Origin of the sequence: Microcoleus sp. ARI1-B5, from assembly GCF_036705795.1 — a bacterium.
Classification (GTDB): Bacteria; Cyanobacteriota; Cyanobacteriia; order Cyanobacteriales; family Microcoleaceae; genus Microcoleus.
Genome location: NZ_JAUBVK010000026.1, coordinates 1 through 24,801 on the forward strand (window position 1 = coordinate 1; position 24,801 = coordinate 24,801).

Sequence of the window (24,801 nt, forward strand, 5' to 3'; positions counted from 1 at the left end):
CACGAGCGCAACGCTCACAACTTCCCGCTCGACTTGGCTGCTGCCCAAACCACTCCTGTGGCATTGGTTGCTCCTTCCATCAACGGCTAAGTTTTAGTCCCAGATAACCTCAAGCGCTCCTAGAAATAGGGGCGCTTTTTGTTTGGGGAAATATATTTTTATCACGTTCGTAGTGACGACTTTAGTCCTCTGATTTGGATGAGGACTGAAGTCCGATGCTGCGAACGAATTTGATTGTGGTTGTTATGGCGGACAGAATATAATTAATGACTAATAATTAGGTGGATGGAAATAAATCGGTCTGCGGGGAGGGCTGCCGCTTCTTCTCAATATACTGCTGGTGGTAATCCTCTGCCATATAAAATTCACCAGCGGGTTTGATTTCGGTGGCAATATCTTTGTCGTATTTACCGGAAATTTGCAATTTTTGTTTGGAAGCGCGAGCGGCTTTTTCTTGTTCCCAATTGTGATAAAAAATGACAGACCTGTACTGTTCGCCTCTGTCGGGGCCTTGGCGATTGATTTGGGTTGGATCGTGACAGTTCCAGAATATATCTAGCAGTGCTTCGTAACTCACGATCGATCGATCGTACTCCAAGAGCACTGCTTCAGCGTGACCGGTGACTCGGGCGCAGACATCGAGGTAGCAGGGATTCGGCCAGTGACCTCCTGTGTAGCCCGCAGCAGTCGAGATGACACCCGCAACGGTGCGAAACTTGTGTTCGACTCCCCAAAAACAACCGGCGGCAAATGTGGCTTTTTCCATTGTGTTAAGTAGAAGGAAGTTCGGCAACGGATTGTGTAACGGATGTAACGGATGTAACGGATGGAAGGAACAAGGAACAAGGAAGACGGAAGACGGAAGACGGAAGAAGGCTTTAGTTATCGTCCCGAGAGAAGTGATAAGACATATACAGCAAGCTTTTTAGCGATCGATATTTTATGTTTAATTAGGTAGATTTACTTACTCATGCTATTGGGATAAAAATTGGCACTCTTATTAGGGTTGACAAATTCCCATTAGTGTGCATTCCCAAACTAATCGCGGCTGTACGTAGTTTAGCAAATATTGTCGCGCTTTTTCTAAGGGCTCTAAGGGCGATCGGCTAATCCGCCCTGCTAAAAATTGCTGCCAGTAACAGTGCTGTAAATAATCGATCAACCACAACTGAGATTCAGTATCCAAAGTTTTATCAATTTCCTTCGCCAATTCCAAAGCTGACCGCAGGTTTTGAGGCAATTGCTTGACTTTTTGCAGCAAATCCTCGGGTATTGATTGCAGTTGCTGCCAAATAGCAATTGCTTCCCCAGGGCTTCCCTGAGCCATCCCCATTACCTCGGGATGGGATAAAATCTCGGTGAATCCCGCTTGCTGCAAAACTTGTGCCATTGCTTGGGGATTCAGCCGAGAAAACTGGATTTTTTGACACCGGGAAATCAAAGTGGGCAGCAAAGCTTCCACAGTCGGAGCAATTAAAATTAGGGCTGCTTTTCCCGGTTCTTCCAGCGTCTTCAACAAGCCGTTAGCTGCTCCCTCGCCCATTGTTTCTGCTTGTTCCAAAACTACGACTGAACGCCCAGCTTCTAGCGGCGGCCTGCTCAGGAATTCACCGATTTCTCGAATTTGTTCAAGGCGAATTTGGGGCGGTGCTTTCCGCTTTAAGCCTGCTTCTTCTGCTTCTTTTGGGGACAGCCGTTTGCCTTGGTTCATGTAAGTTGGTTCTACCCAGAGCAAGTCTGGATGGTTTCGCTGTCTCACGCGATTTTGTACGGATTCTATCGATCGCCTTTCGGGAAGATTGACTGAGAATAAAAGTTCGATGAAACACTGAGCTGCTAAACTTTTGCCGGTGCCGTTAGATCCGACAAATAGATAGCCGGGAGCAATTCGGTTGCGCTCGACTGCTTGGGTTAGCAATTCTACTGCTCGATTTTGTCCGATTAATGATGTGAAATAATCCATGTGACAGTTGACAGTTGACAGTTGACAGTTGACAGTTGACAGTTAACAGTTGACAGTTGACAGTTGACAGTTGACAGAAGGAATTCGTCAAGCGTAAGTCGGAAGAAGGAAGGAGGAAGAGGGAAGTTCGGCAACGGATTCGCTCGACGGATGTAACGGATTTAATGGATGGAATATTTTTTTAGTTATTGTAGGGTGCGTCAGGGGGGCTGAATGTGATGAGCACCTATTGAATAATTTTCGCACCCTGTCGCACCCTATGGTGAGTTAGTTACAACGAAGAAACCGCGTTTTTCCTCGATCTTGAGGATTTTTAGCAAATATTTCGTAAAAAACCCGGTTTCTGGCTATCTATGTCAGCTTACTTTTCAGGATTGGGATTATTTAGATAGCCCCAAGCTTCTAACTTGCGAGTTACGATAGCTTGAATTTCCTGAGCGACCTCATCTTCGGTGCGATCGGCATTTATCCGGACAATTCGAGATTTATTTTCCTGGGCTAACTCTGCAAAACCTTGCTGTACCAGGCGGTGAAACTTCAAATCAGCTTGCTCGATCCGATCGCGCTCTCCCCGAGCCCTTACCCTCGCCAAACCCGCTTCCACATTAATATCCAGCCACAAAGTCAGATCGCTTTCCAAGCCGCCGGTGGCAATTGCATTCAACTGCTTAATTAAATTTAAGTTAAGATTGCGGCCGTAGCCCTGATAAGCAATCGTGGAGTCTGCAAAGCGATCGCATAAAACAATCGTTCCCTTGGATAACTCTGGTTTAAGAAAAATTTCGACGTGCTGAGCGCGATCGGCCGCGTACATGAGTAATTCTGCTCGCTCGGATACAGATTCACCCGGAGCTTGTTTGAGTAACAAATGCCGCAGTCCTTTTCCCAACTCCGTACCCCCCGGTTCGCGAGTAGCCACCAACCGGACTTTCTGAAAACAACTTGATTGCAGCAAATGTATCAATCGCTGCATTTGAGTAGTTTTTCCCGCACCTTCTACCCCCTCAAATACGATAAGTTTCCCCTTCATTGCCTAACTTTCCACCTGCATAAAATAAATCTATATTGTTCTGTAAATCTGTTCTAGGTTCGGTATGATGATAAAGTCTAAATGCCTCACGGTTGGAGTTTTCTATGGCTCGCTATACTGGTTTTTTTATCGTTGCCGTTCCGATCGACCGTCTCCGTCAGTCCCTGATTGAAATTTTAGAGTCATGCAATCTTGATATTATCTACAATACAGGAGATTCCGTCATGGCTCGCGAACTTCCCGGTCAAGTTTCGATTCCCAAACTTGTCACCGCCGAAGTCCTAATTGAGAAAAACACGGCCAGCGAATCAGAGGTTCGCATGAATTTCGTGATCAAAAACGAGGAATTGCCCCTGCAAACCAACAACCACTGCCGTCAAATGTTCGAGCTCGTCAGTCGTTCAATTATGAAAAACAATAACTGGCGACTCTTGGAAAGTATGGCACTGTAGCCATACATCATCAGTCATCAGTCATCAGTCATCAGTCATTAGTTCCTGGCTAATGACTAATTACTGATGACTTTTATGTGGAAGGTCTAAATTTAAGCTCGAAACTTCCGGCGCAGCAGCAAAGAATTGGTAACAACGCTAACAGAACTAAACGCCATAAATGCCCCGGCCGCGGCAGGACTGAGTAGAATTCCGGTTGCAGGCAGCAAGATACCCGCTGCAACCGGAATTCCCAGAGTATTGTAACCAAAAGCCCAAAATAAATTTTGGCGAATCTTGTTGAAAGTAGCGCGCCCGAGCTCTATCGACTCAACAACATCCATCAAAGCATTTCGCATCAGCACAATTTGAGCAGTCTCAACCGCGACATCAGTGCCGCAGTGCAAACCGATACCGACATCAGCTTGAGCCAAAGCCGGGGCGTCATTGATGCCATCCCCCACCACAGCCACTTTACAGCCTTGGGCTTGCAAACTGGCGATCGCCCTCGCCTTCCCCTCCGGCCGCACTTCGGCCAAAACATCAGCCGCCGCCAAACCTAGCTGCTGCGCAGTCGCCACCGCCGCCGACGCCGTATCGCCCGTCAGCATCATCACCCGCAATCCCATGCCCCGCAAACGTTCCACCGCCGCCTTAGCATCCGGCCTCAGAGTATCTTTTAGCCCGATTACCCCCAGCAAAACGCCCCCAGAAGCGACGTAAACCGCCGTTTTGCCTTGGCAAGACTCCAAAAGTTCCGCAGCCACAGCGACGCCCTGCTCGCTCATCCACTCAGCATTCCCCGCGAACACCCGCCGGCCCTCTACTAAAGCAGAAACCCCCAAGCCCGGTTCAGTGTAGAAATCCTCAGCAGGTAGCAGCGGCAAACCTTGCTGTTGAGCTTCCTGCAAAATCGCGGCGGAGATGGGATGACAAGCGCCTCTTTCCACCGCTGCGGCAATTTGCAGCAGTTTTGAGTCAATTGTGGAACAGGCATCTTGTTTGTTGCCAACATTAATATCTGAGTTCAAATCCAACTCATAATTCTGGAAAATCGGCAAATAATCTGTGAGTGCGAGATTTCCGGTTGTGAGAGTGCCTGTTTTGTCAAAAACCACGGTATCTAATTGATGCACTCGTTCTAAAACATCGCCACCGCGAATCAACAGCCCGCGCTCCGCCCCGATGCCAGAACCGACTAAAATTGCAGTTGGGGTAGCCAGTCCCAAAGCGCAAGGACAAGCAATGACTAAAACTGCGATCGCCAATTTCAAACTTAACAGCAAAGGCGATTGGTAATCGGTAATTGATAATTGATTTCCCATGCCCAATTGCCCTGTTTGGCCGATGCCCGATTGCCCTGTTTGGCCGATGCCCCATGCCCCATGACCCATATCGTGTCCTAAAAGCACCCCAGGCCAAATATGAGTCCCGGCAAAATACCAAAATAGGAAAGTTAAAGCCGATATCGCCATTACGCCATAGACAAAATATCCGGCGACAGTATCAGCTAAATGTTGAATCGGCGCTTTGCGAGTTTGGGCGGCTTGCACCAAAGCCACCATTTGAGCTACAGTTGTTTCCTGACCCGTGCGAGTTGCCCGCATCACAACTGCCCCGGATTTATTGATAGTTCCCGCCGCAACTGTATCTCCTGGTTGCTTCAAAACAGGCATCGATTCGCCAGTCAGCATCGACTCATCTACGGTTGTTTTGCCTTCGCAAATTTCGCCGTCTACCGGTATTTTTTCCCCTGGCAAAACTTGCAGCCATTCTCCGACTCGGACGCGATCGGCTGGAATTTCAATGTATTGTGGATTGTAGACTGCAGATGTCGAGTTTGCAGGCAATTCTTGAGAGTCCCAATCTAAAATCTGGAGTTTAAAATCAACTAAGCGGGCTTTCGCCGGTTGCAGTGCGATTAAAGCTTGCAAAGCTGATGCAGCGCGCCGTCTGGCTTGCTGTTCGAGAGTTTTGCCCAACAAAATAAAGCCCAGCAGCATCACCGGTTCGTCAAAAAAGCACTCCCATCCCATCCGTGGAAACAGCAGCGCCGCGTTGCTAGCGGTGTAAGCTGTGACAGCGCCTAAAGCTACCAAAGTATTCATGTTCGGTGCATTTCGCCACAAACTGCGGCAGCCGTCAACGATAATCGGGCGGCCCGGTAGCAGCAAAGCTAGGGTGGCGAGTCCCCAGTGAAACCAAATATTGGTGAGAATTGGGGCTTTTGTGCCGAGTACGTGACCTAAACCGGATAGAATAATTAGGATAAGGGCGATCGTCAATTGCTTGATTTGCTGTCTAATTTCTTGTCGCCGCCGTTCAATTGTTGCCGCTTCTGCTTCCGGCTGATTTTCACCTAAACGAGACTGAGAGGGAAATCCATTATCAGTCAACTTTTTCGCTAAAGCCTCTGCATCGACAGCCCCCGGTTGACACTCAACCGTCGCGACTTCTACGGCTAAGTTAACGCAAGCTGAAATTACGCCTGAATGCTGCATGAGTTGGCGTTCAACTGCTTTCGCGCAGCCGGCACATTTCATCCCGCTGACATCGAAAGTAACAAGTTCTGGCGGCGGGGATTCTTTAACTGGGATGATTTCTGGTTGATTTTCGGCGAGTGTTTTGGGAACAAATTGCATTTGTTTTTTCGGTATAGATTAGAATATTTTGGTGAGAAGAGAAAGTGTTTAATGCACGGTTTAGACAAATGTCTATATTTTTATCATAGATAAATTTTCTGGCATCTTCCGAAAGTGTTAGTTTTTTTTAATTCTTATCCCAATGCTGAACAGAAACCGGGCGGTTGAAACCATGTTTACACGAGACTTTACCCGCCTGCGCGGGTTGAAGATTAGACGGCGGTTGAAACCAGGTTTACACGAGACTTTACCCGACGGGAGCGGGTTGAAGATTAGACGGTTATTGTCTTCAGTCGGCCCGAAAGCGGACATCGTTTGTATAGACGCGGTTTCAACCGCCGTCTTATATTAGTTAGTATCCAGTTTTTAGGTGATGAATTTAGCTATGACAGCAACACCAAAATTCTACATTGTCAAACGTCCTGCTGGTAATTGCGAGATTTTGCCCATCGCCCAAATCGCACAGCAAAGCCCCACTATTATAGAACAGTGGGGCCCTTACGATTCTGCAGAAGATGCGATCGCCCGACGCATCGGTTTAATTCGCGCCGGCAAATGTCAACCGCAATAAATTAGATTGCACAAACTGTTCGTAGTAAGGACTTTAGTCCTGCAAAACTTAAAAAAAGACTGAAGTCCTTACGACAAACTTGCTACTTAGATTTAGCAGGTGCCGCACTCGGTTTAGCCTGCGCCACAGTCGGTTTAGCGGGCGCCGCCTTCGGTTTCGACTCAGCCTTACTATCTCCTGTTTTACCAGTAACTTTATTAGTCAAAACTTCCAAAGCTTTCGCGTACTGCGGATCTGCTGCCGTAGCGATTTTATCGCGATCGCGCCTCAACTCCTGTTTTTGAGCGTCAGTGAGTTCAACCACAACATCCGGTTTAATTCCCATGTGATTGATATCAGTGCCGTTGGGAGTAAAATACTTGGCAATTGTCACCGCCAAACCTGCACCTTTTCCCACGCCACGCACTGACTGAACTAAACCTTTACCAAACGTCTTCGTTCCCACTAAAACCACGCGCTTGTTGTCTTGCAAAGCACCCGATAGAATCTCGCTAGCGCTTGCTGAACCGCCGTCTACGAGTACAACTAAAGGTTTGTCTGTAAGCTCTGCCCCCTTTGCGGTTTGTCGATCGGCTTCACCGACGCGATCGACCGTCGAGACGATCGTACCTTCTTTGAGCCACATCCGAGCAATTTCTATACTTCCGTACAGCAACCCGCCGGGATTGGAACGCAAGTCTAGAATATAGCCCGTCACCTTTTTCTGTTCCAAATCCTTAATTGCCGATCGCATTTCCGATGCAGCATTCGCACTGAACTGATTTAAGCGAATATAGCCGACTTCTCCGATCGGGCTTTTCTGCACAGACTTCCGCACAGGATGAATTTCAATTTTAGCGCGCTTCAGCTTAAATTCTAATTCCTTGCTTTGCCGCAAAACAGTCAGCGTCACCTCAGTATTCGCCTGGCCGCGAATCAAACTTACCGCTTGATTCGTATCCATACCTTCGGTGCTCTTGCCGTCAATCTTAGTAATGATATCTTTTGCCAGAATACCAGCAGTAAAAGCAGGGGTATCTTCGATCGGCGAAATCACCACCAACTTTTTAGTTTTCTCATCTTGAGTCAACTGAATCCCCACTCCTGTCAGTTCCCCAGAAGTTTCAACCTGCATATTCTTGAACTCTTCAGGGTCCATAAACCGCGTATAAGGATCGTCCAGCTTCTTCAGCATTTCCCGAATTGCTTTGTAAGCTTCCTCATCGCTGCTATAAGTCCGGTTCAAATAATCATTCCGCACCGCTTTCCAGTCAACCTGGTTAAAAGTGCCATCAACATAACTTTTGTCAATAATTTGCCAAACTTCATCAACCAACTCTTTAGGACTGTCCCTAAAAGAAGGTAGAGATTTAGGATTGCAACCGCTGTTGGCAAGAGTTACAGCAGTGAGTACCACCGCTGCTGCACTTAGAACAAGCCCTCGTTTTGTTATAACCATTTGTCTGACGCGCGGGAGGAAAAGAGTTCAGAATAATCACGCCCAATCTAACACAGGCAAGGCTCGGTCGGATTTTGGATACATATTTATTCAACTTTGCCGAGTTGTATTCCCGAAGCAGAGGCTACCGCAGCCGGATGCGGACGCAGGTGTAGGGGATGGATTTGCGAATGCCTAAAATCCTTTGTCTGCTGTGTATTCGAGCGTCGAGCCCCCTCGCATACCCCGATCGCGCAGGGGAGTAGGGGTTGACTTTGAGAAGGCTTTCTTCTCCCCCCCTCTTCTTAAAGGGGGCTAGGGGGACTGTCGATCGCTCTTGTCCCCCCCCTTAAGAAGGGGGGCTAGGGGGGATCTGGCCTCGGATCAAAGCGAGATTTTTCAACGGTTTCAGGCTTAAGTTGACACCCTTTGCTTTGAGCATCGCCCCAAACCTCAAAACTAAATCCAGTCAAGCCTACTCAGGTTCAACCCAGCGATCGTCCGATTTAATCAAATTAATCAATTCTTCCACGCCTCGGTCTTCCGGCACTTTCTTAATTTCTTCCCGGCCGCGGTACAGAGAAATATAACCCGGTTGCTTCCCAACGTAGCCGTAATCAGCATCAGCCATTTCTCCCGGGCCATTGACAATACAGCCCATTACTGCTATGTCCAAACCCGTGAGATGCTTCGTAGCCTCTCTCACTTTGTGTAACACTTCCTCTAAATTAAACAAAGTGCGACCGCAGGAAGGACAAGCGACATACTCAACCATCGTTTTCCGCAGTCCCAAGGCTTGCAGAATGCTGTAGCAAACAGGAATCTCCTTTTCTGGGGCCTCTGTCAGCGAGACGCGGATGGTGTCGCCGATACCGTCAGCTAACAAGGGTGCCAGGCCTGCGGTGGATTTGATGCGGCCGTATTCGCCGTCTCCTGCTTCCGTGACGCCGAGATGCAGGGGGTAATCCATGCCGAGTTCGTCCATCCGGTGCACCATCAAGCGGTAAGCAGCCACCATCACGGGCGCGCGGGAGGCTTTCAGGGAAATTACGATGTTGCGGAAGTCGAGGGATTCGCAAATTTTGATGAATTCCAGGGCGGATTCTACCATGCCTTCGGGGGTGTCGCCGTAGGTAAACAGCATCCGTTCGGCGAGGGAACCGTGATTGACGCCGATTCGCAAGGCTTTGTCTTGGTCGCGCAGGGAAATTACCAGAGGTTCCAGGGTTTCGCGGATTTTTTCGCCAATTTCGGCGAATTCGCTGTCGGTGTATTCGCTTCTGTCGGCTTTCGGCTTCTCGAACACGTACAGTCCGGGATTGATTCTCACTTTGTCTACGTGTTTGGCGACTTCCAGGGCAATTTTCATCCCGTTGTGGTGGACATCGGCGACGAGGGGTACGGGTTGGTAGGTGGCGTGCAGTTTTTGCTTGATTTCGGCTAAGGCTTTGGCGTGGGCCATGCTGGGCACGGTGACGCGGACGATTTCGCAGCCTATCTCGTGCAATCGCCGTATTCCGGCGACTGAACCGTCGATGTCGAGGGTGTCTTCGTTAATCATCGATTGTACGACGACGGGGTTGCCGCCGCCGATCGTGACGCTACCGACTTTGACGGGTCTGGTTTTGCGGCGTTTGATGGTGGTGTCGAATACTGGTTGGCTAGATGCGGTTTTAGTTGGATTGGGCAGAGTTTGCATAATTGATTGCTAGTTTTCTGTTACCAAGGTCTATAAAATTCTGTTTCCTGTTTTTTAGGTTGCCATAGAAATGACCTGTTTGGACAAACAGGTTTTGGGTTTTGGGATTTGGGATAAAAATGCTCGCGTACCTCTCACTCACATGATGTAGGTTGGGCTTGTCGTGTTACGCAGCCATCACCGGGAGGGCGAAGATACGTTGATGAAGATTTTGGGTATAATTTATCGTTACAATCTGGGTTAGGATCTGGCAAAATTATATAAATACTTTGTTTGGAGCGATCGGCAGTTATGCCAGATGAAATGATTAGCATTGCGACTAGCGGCGATACTCCCGATGAGTCACCGGAAGCACCTGATTTGGAGGGTGCGAAGATTGGGGCACATACAGGAGACTATTCTGGTTTTTTTGATGCACAACAGCCAACTGAGTCTGCACACAAGCAGGTGACAAAAGCGGTGGATAGCTTGCGGCTGCACAAAGTCAGTATCAAGAAATTAGAAAAAGAACTGGCTGAGTTCATGAAAACGGTGGATAAAATGTTCAGTGCAGCGGATCTGGAAGCTGACATGAAGGCGATCGAGTTATCTGAAATTGAGTTATCCGTTGGTATTAATGCTGAGGGTTCTTTCAGTTTAATGGCTATGGGGGCAAAAGTTGCAGATACAAGAACTGTATTGTTAAGGTTTAAACGTAAGTCTTAAGGTGAAATGGGAAGAAATAGGGCAATATCAATTGGCATTAATAAATATGAATTCTCGCAACCGTTGAAGTATGCCAAACTGGATGCAGAATTAATGCGAGATTTTCTTGTCAAAGAAGCGGGATTTGAGCAAGTATTGTTGTTTTCAGAGGACTCGCCCAATATTTCAGGTGAATCGACTCGTGCTTCTTTTAGCAACCTGAGAAGAGTTTTGAGGACGAAGTTTGAAAAACCATTTATGCAAGCTGGGGATAACTTTTGGTTTTTTTTCAGCGGACACGGAATGCGGCATAATGGGTGTGATTATCTGATGGCTTCTGATAGCGATTGGGGGGACATTGAACATACAGCGATTTCCATTAATTACTTGACAGAACGCTTGCGTCGCTGCGGTGCTGATAATGTTGTCCTAATTCTGGATGCTTGTCGGAGTCAAGGAAGTAAATCAGGAGAAGGAGTTGGCAATCAAGCCGCTCAAGTTGCGCGAGAAAAGGGAGTGATTACAATTTTTTCTTGCAGTCCTAATGAGTTGTCCTATGAAATTGATGATTTACAGCAAGGAATTTTTACAAAAGCACTGCTGGAAGGGTTAGGCGCTCAAGGTCGATGTGCAACTGTTGAGCGATTGAATCATTATTTGAATGGGCGAGTTCCCGATTTGATTCGGCAATACAAAAAAGGTGATACGTCGCGACAAACTCCTTATATGATTGCTGAGCCAGCCAGCAAGTATCACTTGATTCTTTGCCCCCAATATGCAACTAAAGCTGATGTTGCACCGATGAAAAATGATGCTTTCTCTGCTGAGATTCACAAAGATTTCGATCTGGCAGAACAGTTATGGATTCGGGTGTTGGCTGCATCTCCTGGTGGCGATATGGATGCGATTAAAGCACTAAAAAGAATTGGCATTGCAGAGACACAGCCAGCAGCTATACCATATCAACCGAGTTCTAAAAATAGTGCTACAACCGACAAATCCCCGGAAGCTGCACCTCCTAATCCTACTCCTATTGAGCCTGATGTTACCCTCAAGTCAGAACGCGGAGTAGACTACACTAAGTTGCGCGATTTATTAGCAACTGGAAAATGGCAAGAAGCGGATGAGGAAACGGTGAATAGGATGCTAGAAGTAAAGGATAGAACAGGCAAATTCTGTCTGAGTTATGAAGATATTGATAGATTTCCCTGTCAAGATTTACGCACCATAGATCTACTTTGGGTGAAATACAGTAATGGACTTTTTGGCTTTTCAGTGCAGAAGCGCATATATGAAAATCTGGGCGGAACTAGGGAAAATGATAAGAAAATTTGGGAAGCTTTTGGCGATCGGGTAGGTTGGCGTGTACAGAATAACTGGTTGTTGTATGAAGATTTAAAATTTGACACCAAAACACCAGGACGACTCCCGCGAGGTAGGATTGGTTGGTTGAATGGTAGGAGAGGGTCTCTCTTCTATCGCATCGATATTTGTAATCTGGCAGTAGATTATAATGAGACATGCTCATCCCCAGTTTGTCCACCTCCACCGCCTACAAATGTATTATTACCTATTCCAATTTCTGCTGATGTTACCCTCAAGTCAGAACGCGGAGTAGACTATACTAAGTTGCGCGATTTACTGGCAACTGGACAATGGAAAAATGCGGATAAGGAAACGACAAATATGATATTGAAAGCAGCCGGGAGAACAGGCGAAAGCGGTCTGAGAATTGAAGATATTGATAGATTTCCCTGTGAAGATTTATGCACCATCGATCAACTTTGGGTGAAATATAGTAATGGACGTTTTGGTTTTTCGGTGCAGAAGCGCATCTATCAAAGTCTGGGGGGAACAAGGGAAGATGATCGGAAAAATTGGGAAGCTTTTGGCGATCGGGTAGGTTGGCATGTGAATAGTGATTGGTTGGGGTATAACGATCTAAAATTTAATACCAAAGCACCAGAAGGACACCTCCCAACCGAGGGTAGGCGGTTGAGGTTCATGGGAGTGGGTTTCTCTGCTCTCGGGTCGAGATTTGTAAAGTGTAACATCTAAGGATTTTGGGATTTCATTAAAATTGGCATAAAATTTACAAACAACGAATGAATCTCAACGAGATCATAGAAGCAATATTAGCAAATCGGGTGCGAATTACAGACCATGCTGATGAAGAAGCAGAGGATGATAATCTCTCATTTGATGAAATCTACTTTTCCGTCCTTTATGGTGAAATCATCGAAAATTATCCCAAAGAAAAACCCTATCCCCGATACTTAATCTATGGTGAAAGCTTTAGAGGCGATCCTATTCACAGTGTTTGGTCTTATGTCCCTAGCAATAAACTAGCTATCCTAATTACAGTTTATCGGCCCGATGCGAATCGATGGATTAATTGGATACAAAGGAGAAATTAACAATGCTATATGTAGAAAAATGCCCGATTTGCGGCGGTGAAATAGTTATAAAAGAAGTCGATAAACTTTTGCGGGGTGGCAAGCATACTGCTATCTTAAAAGTATCCGCTGAAGTTTGCCTAAGCTGTGGAGAACGGTTGTACTCTGTGGAAACAGTTAGGAAATTTGCCAAAATTAGACAGCAATTGCAGCGAGAAGAGACTCAAGAATTTCAAGCGATAGGCCAATCTTTTCGCGTTGGGTAAGTAACAGTGAAGTAGGGTGTGTCGCCTCGAAAATTCCCAAACAAAAATCGACAATCTCATAGCGACGCACCTTACAAAATACTCGATCAAATAAATATTGGCGTAGTTAAATCTTCAAAATATTTAACTTTCCCCCGCATATCCTTAAATAATTCTTCCGTTGAAAGAGACTTTTCATACTGCGAAATTCTCACAACTGGTTTATTCCCATCCATCACTAAAATCTCTTCGCCTTCTAGCTCGACAAGTTGTAATAATTCTAGTAATTGAGCGGTTAATTGACTTTTGTCAACGGTTTTCATAGGACAATGATTTGTGTTGTGTTAAAACTAAATTATATCTCAATGCGATTCACTTAGAAGTAGGGTGCGTCAGAAGAGTGAGATTGTCGCTACTTTCCTGACAGTCTCACAACTGACGCACCACGGAATAAATGGTGCGTCAGAATGAGATTTTCGGTACTCATTGAGAATTACCACACTGACGCACCCTACCGCTTGAGATTGCTTCACTTCGATCGCACCCCGTGACATACAAAATCGCAGCTACCAGAAATCATATCATTTGACACTTAGGCTTTTACTAAATAGAGTCATGGAAGTCCACAAGCGTGAAATTCAAACCTATGAAACCTTAGAGGGAAAAATCCCTTTTGAAGACTGGCTTGATGCTTTGCGCGATCGCGAAGGGAAAGCTAAAATAAAAGGTAGACTTCAGCGAGTTGCTCTTGGTAATTTAGGAGACTGTAAATCCGTAGGAGAGGGTGTTTCCGAATTGAAAATTGACTGGGGCCCCGGCTACCGGGTTTATTTCGCAGAAAGAGACTCAACTATTATACTCCTCCTTTGCGGTGGAGATAAAAGTACCCAAGATCGAGATATTCGCAAAGCCAAAGAATACTGGATAGAATTCAGGAGTAGAGACGATGCCTAAAACGCACAGTTACCATGATTATCTGATTAACTCGCTTCAAGACATTGAAGAAACTGCTGCTTATATTCAAGCAATTTTAGAAGAAAAAGCACCGGAACCCGAACTGTTACTGACGGTACTCAGAGACATAGTTAAAGCTCAAAGTCAAGTCTCTATAATAGCTGAAGACGATTTACAAAATTGGGATCAACTTCAGAAATTGCTGAAAGCATCAGGGGGAGAAGAGATTTATAGATTTATGGATTTGCTGAAGGCTTTAGGATTAAAGACAGAGATTGCAGCTAGTCAAAGCAAAACACCAGAGGAATCAATAAATTCTCGTGAAGTAGGGTGCGTCAGCTAGGGAGATTGTCGCTACTTTCCTGACAATCTCACAACTGACGCACGCCGGAATAAATGGTGCGTCAGAATGAGATTTTCGGCGATCGTTGAGAGTTACTAAACTGACGCACCCTACCACTACTACTTTATGCAAATATGTTGAAGTTTAACTTGGAAACCAAATTTGTAGTTTGCATTAACAATCAAGATTATCAAGCATCCTTGGAAGTCCGAAAAATTTATCGAATTATACCCGATAATCTCGCTGCGGAACATCAATATATCCGAGTTATTGATGAATCAGGCGAAGATTATTTGTATCCAGCCGCATATTTTGTGCCGATCGCATTGCCGAAAGCCGTAGAAGCCGTATTTGCCTAGACAAAGGTTCTGTAGGGGCGGGTTCACCAACATCTATGTCGCTCAATAACAATCTAAATAAACCCGCCCCCGCCCAATGAATTACTCTAATTAATTGGCGGATTTAATCTAAACTAGATGGGAAATTCACCGATAATCCGGTGGGTGGGGGCGGGTTTACAATATTTTTTGTTGTGTCTGATAAATTAGGGTGAACCCGCCCCTACAGGCGTAATAAATCATCCGAATTAATTCACGAAAATTATCTCAAATCCTCAACCGATTTAATTGTAGCCCCCATCAACTCCAGAAATCTCTCTCGCGGATGATGCGATCGCCCTTCCTCCCCAGCCAAACTAAAAAATGTACTGGCAAATCCCTACACAGCCTGAGGCTCAGCAGTTAAAGCATCTGAGGTTTTCCATTGGACGATCGTACAAACTCACCCGCCACCACAGTTAACAACCGCCGACCTCTAATTATCGCAGGAATTCTCCTCGGTATCGGTCAAGCAGGCTTTTTTGACGGCATTGTGCTGCACCAACTCCTGCAGTGGCACCATATGTTTAGCAGCGTTAAAACCGATGCTACCGTCGCCGGTTTAGAATTAAATACCCTCGGAGACGGACTGTTTCACGCTGCGGATTGGTTGGTAACAGTGGCAGGAATCTTCTGTTTGTGGCGTGCGGTGAAGCGCAAAGATGTTCCTTTGTCAACTCAAACTTTTTTCGGTTCCATATTAATTGGTGCTGGATTGTTTGACTTTGTTGAAGGCATTGTTGACCATCAAATTTTGGGAATCCACCACGTCAAACCCGGTGTTAACGAGTTAACTTGGGATTTAGGATTTTTGGCGATCGGTCTTATTTTAGCACTCTTAGGTTGGATGCTCGTACAGAGAGAAGTCCCCGCAGATACTAAAGTTTAAATGAATGCAGAGATTGGGAATTCTACCAAATCCGCGTTAAAAATCCCTGACCGAAAGCATCCATGATACAAGCCCCAGTATTAATTTATGAAAAAATAAAAAATTTGTATCCGATGAAACTTGCCCCCCGAATTTATCCGTGGGGTCAATGCTTCAATTCTTTAATCTAAAATCTAAAATCTAAAATCGCGCAATCGATTGACTCTCTTTTTAACTCATGAGTTCATCCCGCCACCGACTCCAACCACGCCATCAAATCCTCTTGACTCCTAAAATCCAACAAAGCCTCTCCCAAATCATCCAACTGTTCCGCAGATAACCCCTGGATGCGAGTTTGAACTTCCTGTCTAACATCACCCACCCGCCGCACAATCTGACGCATAATTAATCCTATTTCTCCCTCAATTTTACCTCTTTCTATTCCCCTTTCAATCCCTTGTTCGATTCCCCTTTCAATCCCTTGTTCGATTCCTTGTTGTATTCCCTGTTCGATTCCCTGTTCGATTCCCTGTTGTATTCCCTGTTCGATCCCCTGTTGTAGACCAATTTCTATCCCTTTCATAACAGAGCCTAGCTGGTCTTGAATAAACATTTCTCGCTTGTCCAAATCCTCCGCTTCTTTCACTGTTAAATTAGTTCGCTTGGCAATTTCCAGCGCGGTATTAATCTCTTCGACAGACTCCAATGTCTCTGGTACTGCTTCCAAAGAGGGGGCGTTCTTCATGAAATAAATCCACTTTTCCGGCAGAGTTTGGAGTTCATTCAATTCTTTTTTGAATTTCGGCAACTCGACAAACACTAGCTTTAACTCGCAGTTGGGATAGGCGAAGTTCTCTTTGATTTCTTTGAATTCAAACTGAGAAATTAGTTGTTCGGTGTTTTCAAATAAGATAAAGTCAGTGATGGTTAAAGCAATGACCGGATTTAATTTTAAATAACCTTCTCCAGCTTTGAGTTGAGTAGAATAGGTTTTGGCGGCGTTGTACACGACTCGTTTTTCAAAGGCGGCGACGTTGAGTACCTGCATTTCAACTATCACGGTTTTGTTACCGGTAATCTTGGCTTTGACATCTAGGTAAGTGTCTTTCAATCCTGTGACGCTGGCGGCTGAATAAGGGTCAATTATTTCTAATTCTTGGATTGTGGGTTCTCCGTTATACAGCATTGCATTTAGGAAGCTGATTAGGATTTCTGGATGTTCGGAAGATGCGAATATTCTTTTGAATGCAAAATCTGTCTTGGGGCTGATGAAACGCATATATTTTATATAATTTTTTTGAAGTAAATGCAGAGGGCGCTCTTGACCCAGAGGATGAGAAAGATGGACGTTCAGAAATAGGGGAAGGGCTGGATTTTGTGAGGTTGGGTTTTGCTGTCTCAACCCAACCTCTTATTATAAATGCAGTTATCAGCCTGTGGCTTGAGTAGTTGTTACAGGTGACATAACTAGCTTTCCAGCTATGTCCATTGTGGCCAGTTTCAACACTTCATTAAAAGCTAAACCCCGAATTTTGAGTTCCCACCGAATGCCTTTTGCTTTCATCCGCTTGGCTTTTCGCATATCGACATCGGCAGCTTTTTGATGCAGGAGCAAATGTTTCATTGCTGCTGTGGCTTCTACTTTTGTGGGATATGCAATGTAGGTGATAAATCCGCCGTCCCAGTGGTTGGCGTTGCGGATGCTGCTGATAGTCGCGACTCTCGGACTAAATCGGTTCCAGTATAAGTCGCTGTATCCGATCGACTGTGTGTTCACTTGGAGTTTGTTTGCCATGTGACTTAACTCCCATAACCTTGTGTGCGGGGCTAGCAGTACCGTTTTGGTTTTGCTATTTATATTATAGCAAATTATTTAGGAATTGGTCCTGGGGAATTGGTCCTGGGGAATTGGTCCTGGGGAATTAGTCCTGGGGAATTGGAAATTGGAAATTGTCTGAGTATGCAAAGGCCAAGAAACCCGGTTTCTTACAAGATTTGGGTTGGGTGGCAAAATATTTGGGAAGAAACCGGGTTTCTGCGGATATGACAATTATTCGTAATAACTAAAATCTCAATTCGTATTCGGCGGTGACGCGATTGTCTCCTTGGAAATTGGTTGAACCTCTGAGCAAAATTTTGTCGTTTAAACGATACCGCACGTTAAATTCTGTTGGCTGATTTGCTGACAAAACTCGAATGATTGATGCTGAAATATTGCGCGTGATATCGGCCCCAACTTCCAAGCCTATACCGAGGGAACCCGCACCGGCAGCGGCCCCAGAACTGGAACTAGCTGTTTGTCCTTCGTTGCCTCTGATTCGAGTGGGAAATAAGCGAAATTCGCTCAACCCCGTGGCGTTAGTAACCGCAGATTGAATGTTGTTCAATAAACCCGCACCCGCTAAATTTGCGATCGCCAGCGTACTGTCTCCCTGTCCCAATGTTTGCACGAAACTGCCGCCTAATAGCGCTACAATCTCTGTCTGCGATCGACTCGGAGAGCTCCTCAACTCCAGATTTTCCGCTAACCCAGAGGCTTTTCCCTGCACTAACGCTTGAATTCGCACGCTTCGCACGCTGCCGAAACTTGTCGGTTCGTCGGCTATTTCAGAGGCTACAGATGTTCCCGGAGTGCGGAAGCGCGATACTTCCTGTACCGACGTTGCTAATCTCACATCCAATGTCGGATCGAGTCCTTGTGTTGGTACAAAGGTAGCAGTTTGTGGATATCCTTTATCGAGTCTAAACTGCGTTGTAAACAAATTCACCGAGCCCGAAGTCAAGCGAATCGTACCCGCAGGGCGAATATCGTCTAAAGTTCCATTCACCGTCAAAGCCCCTGTCGCCTGAAAATTCAATATCGGCGCACTCGTTACCCGCACTCCCCGGCCCAACTTCAGCCCCAAATCGTTTAATCCAACTTCAAAGGAAGGGGAAGATGTGGAAGGGGAAGATGTCGAAGGGGAAGATGTCGAAGGAGAATCGGAAGGAGAAGATGTTGAAGGAGAATCGGAATCGGAAGGGGAAGAAGAAGAAGCTAACCGAGTTCCGCCCCCGCCGGCGCTGGGGAGAAATACCTCGCCGTCGTACAGTTCAATGTTACCGCTCAACTGCGGCCGCAAAGCCGTGCCCGTTGCCTGGACTTGACCGACTGCGCCGCCGCGGTACAATCCTCTGAGATTCAATGCCAACTTGTCCAGATTGACAGCCAAAGGATTCGCCGCATCGACATCGCCCGCAGCAAAGGGCACAGACAGCGGAATCACGCCCTGGGCTACGACTTCTCCCTTACTCAACTGTCCCCGAATTCCCTCTACCCGAATGCGATCGCCCTCAAAGCGCACCGTCCCAGTCAGCCCTGTCAGCGGTTCTGGGAAAGCCCTCGCCCGGACGGTTGCATTTTCAAAATTCGCAATTCCTTGCGCTACAGGCTGTTGCAGCGTCCCTCCCACGCGAATTTGCACCTGTCCCTTACCGCTGACCCAGGCAACTTTTGGAGTCAATACATTAATAATTGCCAAACCCTCATTTTGCAAATTCGCCCTCAAATCAATTTGATTGCTGTCAGCTTTCACCGCAGCAAACGGCAACTCAAAAGGCAAACTTCCCTGCACTTCAATTGGTTCGGTTTGAGTCACCAAAGCGCTGCCGCCAAAATTCAGGCGGGCGTTGCTGTAACTGAAACTGCCGTCGGCTTTTTTAATCGGTTCTCCGTTTAGCGTCCCGTCAAGCAAACTCAATTCGCCGGTGGCTTGCGGATTTTCTAAACTGCCGGCCAAGTTCGCCCGCAAATTTAAGTTTCCGGTTACATCCACAAAGGGCAATTCCACCAGTTTTGCTAACTCTTCCACGGGTACGTTTTCGATCCGCAACTGCCCGGATTGAGCTTTTTGTCCGAGTTGTCCCGAAAACCCGATCGCACTTTTGCCCGATCGAATTTCCAGAGGCAAAACAGTTAAAATCCCGTCCTGAAAACTGCCATCAATGCTGAACTGTTCGGCGACATATTTTCCCCACTGCCAATTATCGCCTTTGACGTTAAATTGAGCTTGCACGCCCGTTCGCAAAGAACCGGCGACTGCAATTTCCCCGCCAAAAGTTCCCTGCAATTGAGATAAGGGAGGCAATTTTTCCGATGATTTTACTGCTTGCTGCTGCTGCAAAATTACTTCAATTTCTGCCAAGCGGCGCAACTGTTCGATTAGCGGGGCTTCCGGTTCTCCGACTGCTACAGTTTGCACAGAGGCGGCCCTAGCGTAAACCGGAGGTTTTAAGCCGCGGGCGAAATCTCCTAAATTGAAATATTGCAAAGCGGCTAAAACTTGCTGCAAATTCCCCTGCTGGATGTTCACTTTCCCGGCAAATTCGGGGTTGGCGCCTGCTTTGACGTTGCCGGAAATTAAGTATTGACCGCTGCCTTGGCGGAAGATGCCGTTTGTGAGGGTGGCGCTGCCGTTAGCGTAGCTGAATTCGGCTTGGAAACTGTCACCTTTAATGTAGCCGATCGCTGGTTGGGCGATCGCAATTTGTCCGCTTGCTTGCAAAGTCGCTGGATTTAACGGCATCTTCCAACCGGGCACGTTGACTTGTCCCGAAACAGTACCAGTTATCGGCCCCAAACCGGCCTCTTGTCCCGGCGAGAGATTCAAAGCAGCCAGGGGGAAATCGCTTAAATTAACTCGCAAAGTTTCGCCCTCTGTTTGGCCGCGGGCTACCGATTCCCCGCGTTTAACTAAGAATGATGTCGGCAAAAACGACTGATTTAAAGCGACTTCGATTTTGTCTTGGGTGCCGGCCAAACGCAAATCTACACTTTTATCGGAACTCGCAGTCACTTTCCCCGCCAGTACCGGATCAAAAGCGACTTCATTTACTGCTAAATTCCGCACTTCCACGTCGCCAACTAAACTGAGGGCGGCGAGGGTGCCGGTGAGGCGCCCCGTGAAATCCACATTGCCGCGTACAGGCTGATTTTTCTCTGAAGCATTTTTGAGACCAATTGGTCTCAAAAATGCCAACTGTTCTGTCGGTAAGGCTTCCAGGTTAAAATTGGAGAGTTTCACATCCAAATCTAGATTGGAAATTGAGGGCAATCCTTTACCCGCCAACTCGACGTTAATAAAACCGTTGGCCCTCAAACCGGGAGTTGTAGCTTTCTCAACTTCTATCCGCTTGCCGTCCCAATTAAATATCGCCTCCAAAGGTTGTTGCAAAAATGGCAATTGGGAGATGCGGAAACTGCCGCCGGCGCGAACTGTTTGCGCCGAAGCAGCGGCTATCGGGCCGGATAAATTGACATTGCCGTTAAACAGTCCTCGCAGCAGCGGGAGATTTTGGGCTTGGGAGACTAAGCCTCCGGCTTGCAAGCTTTGGCGCTGGGCTTCAAAGGCTTGCTGGAAGCGACTTAGGGCAATTTGGTCGCCTTCGATGGAGGCGCGCCAATTCCCAGATGCAGCGCTACCTGTGGCGTTGACAATTCCGCCGCCGCCCACGAGTCGAATTTGTCCGTCGCCGTTGGCGGTGATGCCGTTGGCGGTTAAATTATCTGTAGTTCCCAAAATTCGGACTTTGCCGTCGAGGGTGCCGGCAATTTCTGGCGGTAAATTGGCTGTCAGTACACCTGTTTGTTTGAGGGTTTGTTCTAAGTTGCTGACGGTAACTCCGTTGGTTTCCAGCAATGCTTGCCAGTTGCCGTTTTCCAATTTGGCTGTAGTGTCGATCGCCCCGAGTCGATCGACCAAAATCCGTCCTTCCCCGCTAGCACGAATTCCTTTAGCTGTCAAGTTATCCAAACTGCCCGCTGCTTGGAATTGGCCGTTAACTCTGCCGTCAAATCCTTTAGGTAAAGTCGCCGTGAGAGTAAACAGTTGGAGATTGCGAACTGTTTGTTCTAAGCGACCCAGAATAACTCGATCGAGATCCGCGACAGCTTGCCATTGTCCAGCATCTAATTTTCCCTTAAAATCAACAGTACCGCCGGCAATATTGAGTTTGCCGCTGCTGTTGACAGCTATATCTGCTGATTTGTCAAGACTTCCCGCCGCTTGAATTAGATTTGATATTTGTCCGTCAAGCGATTTTAGATTTTGGATTTTGGATTTTAGATTGCTATATTGTTGTTGATTTTCGGGATTGAAGGCAGAAGCCACATCTAACAGCGGCAATCCTAAATTTACCAGGCTGCTGATGGAAGTGCGATCGGTTTCTGCGGTTCCTTGCCAATTTCCCTGTGCCAATTCTCCTTGAAAATTGACATTGCTGCCGCCCAGATTTAGTTGGCCGCTACCGTTGAGATTAATTGCGCTAGCCGTCAAATTGTCAAGACTTCCCGAAGCTGTAAATTGACTCGATAACTGGCCCTCGATCGATTTTAGATTTTGGATTTTGGATCTTAGATTGCTATCTTGTTGATTTTCGGGATTGAAGGCGGAAGCTACATCTAAAATCGGCAGCGCTAAATCTACTAAGCGGCTGATGGAAGTGCGATCGGTTTCTGCGGTTGCTTGCCAATTTCCGGCTGTCAATTCTGCTTTGAGATTGACACTGCTGTCAGCAATATTGAGTTTACCGTTGGCGCTAAGATTGATGGCGCTAGCGGTCAAATTGTCAACATTTCCCGCAGCTTGAAATTCACCTGCTAGCTGGCCGTCCAACGATTTTAGATTTTGGATTTTGGATTTGAGATTGTCTAGATTTGCGGCGGGTGATGTCTGAGATTTTGATGCAGATAAAAACGGCAAGCCAATATCAATTAAGCGATTGATAGCAACTTTTTCAGTCTTGCCAGAAGCTTGCCAGCTACCTGATTCCAGTTTGGCATTGACATCAACTATACTGTCAGCAATATTCAGCGTTCCTTTGCCGCTAGCTGCGATCGCATTTAAACTCAAATCGTCCAGATTTCCAGCAGCTTCGGCGGTTCCGGTGAACAAACCTGCTAATTCAGGAGGTAAATCCAGTCCGGGAATCAGTGGCTGTAAACTTTTCAATGCCACGCGATCGCCCTTGATTATAGCTTCCCACTGACGGTCTTTGAGCGCCGCGTCCACATTCACAGCAGCGCCGCCAATTTTCACCACTGTATTTTGCAAATCCGTCGAATTGCGATCGGCTCTAATTTCGCCCGTAGCCGGGAAAGTCCCTTGCGGTGCTTGCCATTGAGCTCGGGCTTGAATGTTGTTTAAGGGGCCGAAAACTTGAGCTTTTGCCCAGACACTGCCAATTTTAACAGTAGCAGGAATCGGGACAGCGTAAATTTGGGCGAGAGCGTCTCCGGGTACATTTTCCGCTTGGAAGTCAAACACCAAACCCGATCGCGAATTGTCACTTCCCAATGTTAGATCGACTTCACCTTTGCCGCCAATTTTACCGCCCGCAGCCGGCACAACCAATATATCGCTCAATGTCAAAGCTAAAGAGGAAAACTGCCCGTTTGACGGTGAAGAATTGGGAGTGGGAGTTTGAGGCATTCTCCCCCGTTCCAATTTAAAATTAGTGCTAATATTGTTTAATTGCAGGCGATCGACTGTCGCGGGTTTTGTGGAGGCGATCGCACCAGCCAAGACTGGCTGCGCCCGAGTTCCAGTCAGCTTAGCATCCGCCTTGACTTCCGCCGCAACCGCGATCGGCAACACGACTTTCTGCCCTAACTCTGTCTCCACCGCACTGAGAACACTTGCAAAAGCGACTGGTTGCACGTTAGTTGTCAGATTGAAGCTAGCTTGTTCGAGATTAAAATTAGCTCCTGTTGCAATTGTTCCTGCTATTTGCAGGGGAATTAAACCGTAATTACCCGTCAAACTATCGACAATCAAATTAGTTCCCTGAAACCGCAATTGACCGCTGCTATTTTGTACGAGCTGTTTCAGCGGCTCAATTCTCGCTTGCAGTCCGGCAAAACTCGCCGTTCCAGTAATTCCCGATAATTTATCATCTCGCAGTTGCACGGTCAAGTTGCCATTTGCCAAGCCTTTTTGTAAAGAAATGCCGGGAAGTTTCAGCAAGCGAGCGAGGTCTGGCAGAGGCAAATTTTGACCTTGCAACTGCAGGTTAGTTTGAGCAGCAGGTAACAGAGAATCAGCTTTAACGATAAAGTTATCGCTGTTAGTAAAGTTACCGTTTAGTTCGTAGAGAACGCGCTGATTTTTCTCGCGAAAGAGAGCGCTGCCATTTTTCAAAATTACAGCAATCGGAGCCGAAGTTTTTTGTCCGACTGCGGGACTAGGCACCAAAACCGCGCCGACATCTTCCACTCGCACGGCATTAATTTCAGTTTTAAATAAACCCGGAGATTTCTGTTGGGCAGTTTGAATGTTAATCCAGCGGCCTTGATTATCCTGTTCGATATAAGCCTGGGGTTTAACTAAAGTAATATCTAATTTGAGCGTGCGGTTGAACAGCAGCGGCCAGATGGAAAATCGCACTTCCACTGCTTCTGCAGAAGCGTAATCGGGATCGGTAGGAGTTGCGGGTAAAGCCGATCGACCAAACCGCAAACTCGTCGGAGAAAATCGCTCCAAACGTCCGATTTGCACGGGCCGCTTCAGTGTCTGACTGACCTCAGTTTCCACTAAGGGAGCTAACTTTTTGAGCACCCACTCCCGTGCGGCTACCGCCCCAAGCAAGGCGAGAATGCCCGCTCCCGTACCGCTAAGCAGCAGCAGACGCCACCAGCGGCGCCCTGGACGGGGTGCGAGTTGTTTTTTGTCATCGTCCGAGTTAGTCATGCGTGTTTCTCAAAGCTTGTGAGAATTCAGGAATTGAGGAAATCAGACAGGAGAAGGAAGTTCGGCAACGAGCAATGTGCGGGATGTAACGGATGTAACGCCTTTAAGGCAGAAGGAAGAATCAATAAAAGTTCATATTTGGGCAATGCGAGAACGTCCTAACCGTCTTCGTGGTGCTATATAACTTTTTTTGATTCGATCGCGTGGCGAATGCCTTTGGTAGACTCAGAACTGAGGTTGGAAGTGCCGACGGTCGCGCCACGCGAGCGAAGCTTGCAGCTATTAAATCGAACTTCCAGATTCACTCCCCCCACCCTGGGGCAGACTCCAGAAACCTTTACCAAACTTAATCAAAACACGCCACACCTCCTAAAACCCAGAGTCAATCTCAAATCTTCAATGCGAAAAATGGAAAATCGCCACACCTCCTAAAACCTGCTGTCAATCTCAAATCT

General features: G+C 46.9%; 21 protein-coding genes. 11 read left to right on the forward strand and 10 right to left on the reverse strand.

The window, feature by feature from the left end; genetic code table 11:
* Positions 1–90, forward strand: a 90-nt coding sequence (locus QUB63_RS26950; RefSeq protein WP_332948520.1) for a photosystem II protein D1, incomplete at its 5' end; no start/stop codon positions are given.
* Between the two features lie 187 nt (positions 91–277).
* Here QUB63_RS26950 and msrA read toward each other — a convergent pair.
* The 3 genes from msrA to tmk form a co-directional block, all read right to left on the reverse strand.
* On the reverse strand, positions 278–766 hold the full coding sequence (gene msrA / locus QUB63_RS26955) for a peptide-methionine (S)-S-oxide reductase MsrA (protein WP_332948431.1): 489 nt from the start codon (positions 764–766) through the stop codon (positions 278–280).
* 234 nt (positions 767–1,000) lie between these two features.
* The gene (locus QUB63_RS26960) at positions 1,001–1,963 is read right to left on the reverse strand and encodes a DNA polymerase III subunit delta' (RefSeq protein ID WP_332948432.1); all 963 of its coding nucleotides are present in this window, start codon (positions 1,961–1,963) and stop codon (positions 1,001–1,003) included.
* A gap of 361 nt (positions 1,964–2,324) precedes the next feature.
* Positions 2,325–2,993, reverse strand: coding sequence for a dTMP kinase (tmk, locus tag QUB63_RS26965; protein WP_332948433.1), 669 nt, complete (start codon positions 2,991–2,993; stop codon positions 2,325–2,327).
* 104 nt (positions 2,994–3,097) lie between these two features.
* Here tmk and QUB63_RS26970 point away from each other — a divergent pair, with 104 nt between their 5' ends.
* Entirely contained in the window at positions 3,098–3,445 is a 348-nt protein-coding gene (locus tag QUB63_RS26970) for a hypothetical protein (RefSeq protein ID WP_332948434.1), read from the forward strand.
* Positions 3,446–3,537: 92 nt separating this feature from the next.
* Here the strand turns inward: QUB63_RS26970 and QUB63_RS26975 are convergent, their stop codons facing one another.
* Positions 3,538–6,066, reverse strand: a complete 2,529-nt coding sequence (locus tag QUB63_RS26975) for a heavy metal translocating P-type ATPase (protein WP_332948435.1) — start codon at positions 6,064–6,066, stop codon at positions 3,538–3,540.
* 385 nt (positions 6,067–6,451) lie between these two features.
* On the opposite strand from QUB63_RS26975, the gene QUB63_RS26980 reads away from it, so the two are divergent.
* Positions 6,452–6,637, forward strand: coding sequence for a DDE transposase family protein (locus tag QUB63_RS26980; RefSeq protein WP_332948436.1), 186 nt, complete (start codon positions 6,452–6,454; stop codon positions 6,635–6,637).
* Between the two features lie 82 nt (positions 6,638–6,719).
* Here the strand turns inward: QUB63_RS26980 and ctpC are convergent, their stop codons facing one another.
* Positions 6,720–8,075, reverse strand: a complete 1,356-nt coding sequence (gene ctpC, locus QUB63_RS26985; RefSeq protein ID WP_332948437.1) for a carboxyl-terminal processing protease CtpC — start codon at positions 8,073–8,075, stop codon at positions 6,720–6,722.
* Between the two features lie 454 nt (positions 8,076–8,529).
* Positions 8,530–9,753, reverse strand: a complete 1,224-nt coding sequence (gene ispG, locus QUB63_RS26990) for a (E)-4-hydroxy-3-methylbut-2-enyl-diphosphate synthase (RefSeq protein ID WP_332948438.1) — start codon at positions 9,751–9,753, stop codon at positions 8,530–8,532.
* Positions 9,754–10,044: 291 nt separating this feature from the next.
* Between ispG and QUB63_RS26995 the strand changes: the two genes are divergently transcribed.
* From QUB63_RS26995 to QUB63_RS27010, 4 genes are read left to right on the forward strand one after another with little or no spacing between them, the layout of a single operon-like run.
* Positions 10,045–10,458, forward strand: coding sequence for a Pepco domain-containing protein (locus QUB63_RS26995; protein ID WP_332948439.1), 414 nt, complete (start codon positions 10,045–10,047; stop codon positions 10,456–10,458).
* A 6-nt stretch (positions 10,459–10,464) separates the two neighbouring features.
* On the forward strand, positions 10,465–12,495 hold the full coding sequence (locus QUB63_RS27000) for a GUN4 domain-containing protein (protein WP_332948440.1): 2,031 nt from the start codon (positions 10,465–10,467) through the stop codon (positions 12,493–12,495).
* A gap of 47 nt (positions 12,496–12,542) precedes the next feature.
* Positions 12,543–12,854 (forward strand): DUF4258 domain-containing protein, encoded by a 312-nt coding sequence (locus tag QUB63_RS27005; RefSeq protein ID WP_332948441.1) that lies wholly within the window; start codon positions 12,543–12,545, stop codon positions 12,852–12,854.
* A 2-nt stretch (positions 12,855–12,856) separates the two neighbouring features.
* Positions 12,857–13,099 (forward strand): YgiT-type zinc finger protein, encoded by a 243-nt coding sequence (locus QUB63_RS27010; protein WP_332948442.1) that lies wholly within the window; start codon positions 12,857–12,859, stop codon positions 13,097–13,099.
* Between the two features lie 86 nt (positions 13,100–13,185).
* On the opposite strand, the gene QUB63_RS27015 is transcribed toward QUB63_RS27010, so the two are convergent.
* Positions 13,186–13,401: a prevent-host-death protein gene (locus tag QUB63_RS27015; RefSeq protein WP_332948443.1), complete on the reverse strand. Its 216-nt coding sequence runs from the start codon at positions 13,399–13,401 to the stop codon at positions 13,186–13,188.
* Between the two features lie 292 nt (positions 13,402–13,693).
* Here QUB63_RS27015 and QUB63_RS27020 point away from each other — a divergent pair, with 292 nt between their 5' ends.
* From QUB63_RS27020 to QUB63_RS27035, 4 genes are all read left to right on the forward strand, one after another.
* A complete protein-coding gene (locus QUB63_RS27020; RefSeq protein WP_332948444.1) occupies positions 13,694–14,032 on the forward strand; it encodes a type II toxin-antitoxin system RelE/ParE family toxin in 339 nt (112 codons plus the stop codon).
* The gene (locus QUB63_RS27025; RefSeq protein WP_332948445.1) at positions 14,025–14,375 is read left to right on the forward strand and encodes a helix-turn-helix domain-containing transcriptional regulator; all 351 of its coding nucleotides are present in this window, start codon (positions 14,025–14,027) and stop codon (positions 14,373–14,375) included. Before QUB63_RS27020 ends, QUB63_RS27025 begins: the two co-directional genes overlap by 8 nt.
* Before the next feature lie 134 nt (positions 14,376–14,509).
* The gene (locus QUB63_RS27030) at positions 14,510–14,734 is read left to right on the forward strand and encodes a hypothetical protein (protein ID WP_332948446.1); all 225 of its coding nucleotides are present in this window, start codon (positions 14,510–14,512) and stop codon (positions 14,732–14,734) included.
* 403 nt (positions 14,735–15,137) lie between these two features.
* Positions 15,138–15,641: a DUF2243 domain-containing protein gene (locus QUB63_RS27035; protein ID WP_332948447.1), complete on the forward strand. Its 504-nt coding sequence runs from the start codon at positions 15,138–15,140 to the stop codon at positions 15,639–15,641.
* Positions 15,642–15,864: 223 nt separating this feature from the next.
* Here QUB63_RS27035 and QUB63_RS27040 read toward each other — a convergent pair whose 3' ends face one another.
* From QUB63_RS27040 to QUB63_RS27050, 3 genes are all read right to left on the reverse strand, one after another.
* Positions 15,865–16,899 carry an Rpn family recombination-promoting nuclease/putative transposase gene (locus QUB63_RS27040; RefSeq protein ID WP_332948448.1) on the reverse strand — a complete coding sequence of 345 codons (1,035 nt, stop codon included), beginning with the start codon at positions 16,897–16,899 and terminating at the stop codon, positions 15,865–15,867.
* A 150-nt stretch (positions 16,900–17,049) separates the two neighbouring features.
* Positions 17,050–17,415, reverse strand: coding sequence for a hypothetical protein (locus QUB63_RS27045; protein WP_332948449.1), 366 nt, complete (start codon positions 17,413–17,415; stop codon positions 17,050–17,052).
* A 268-nt stretch (positions 17,416–17,683) separates the two neighbouring features.
* Entirely contained in the window at positions 17,684–24,346 is a 6,663-nt protein-coding gene (locus QUB63_RS27050) for a translocation/assembly module TamB domain-containing protein (RefSeq protein ID WP_332948450.1), read from the reverse strand.
* Positions 24,347–24,801 lie beyond the last annotated feature (455 nt).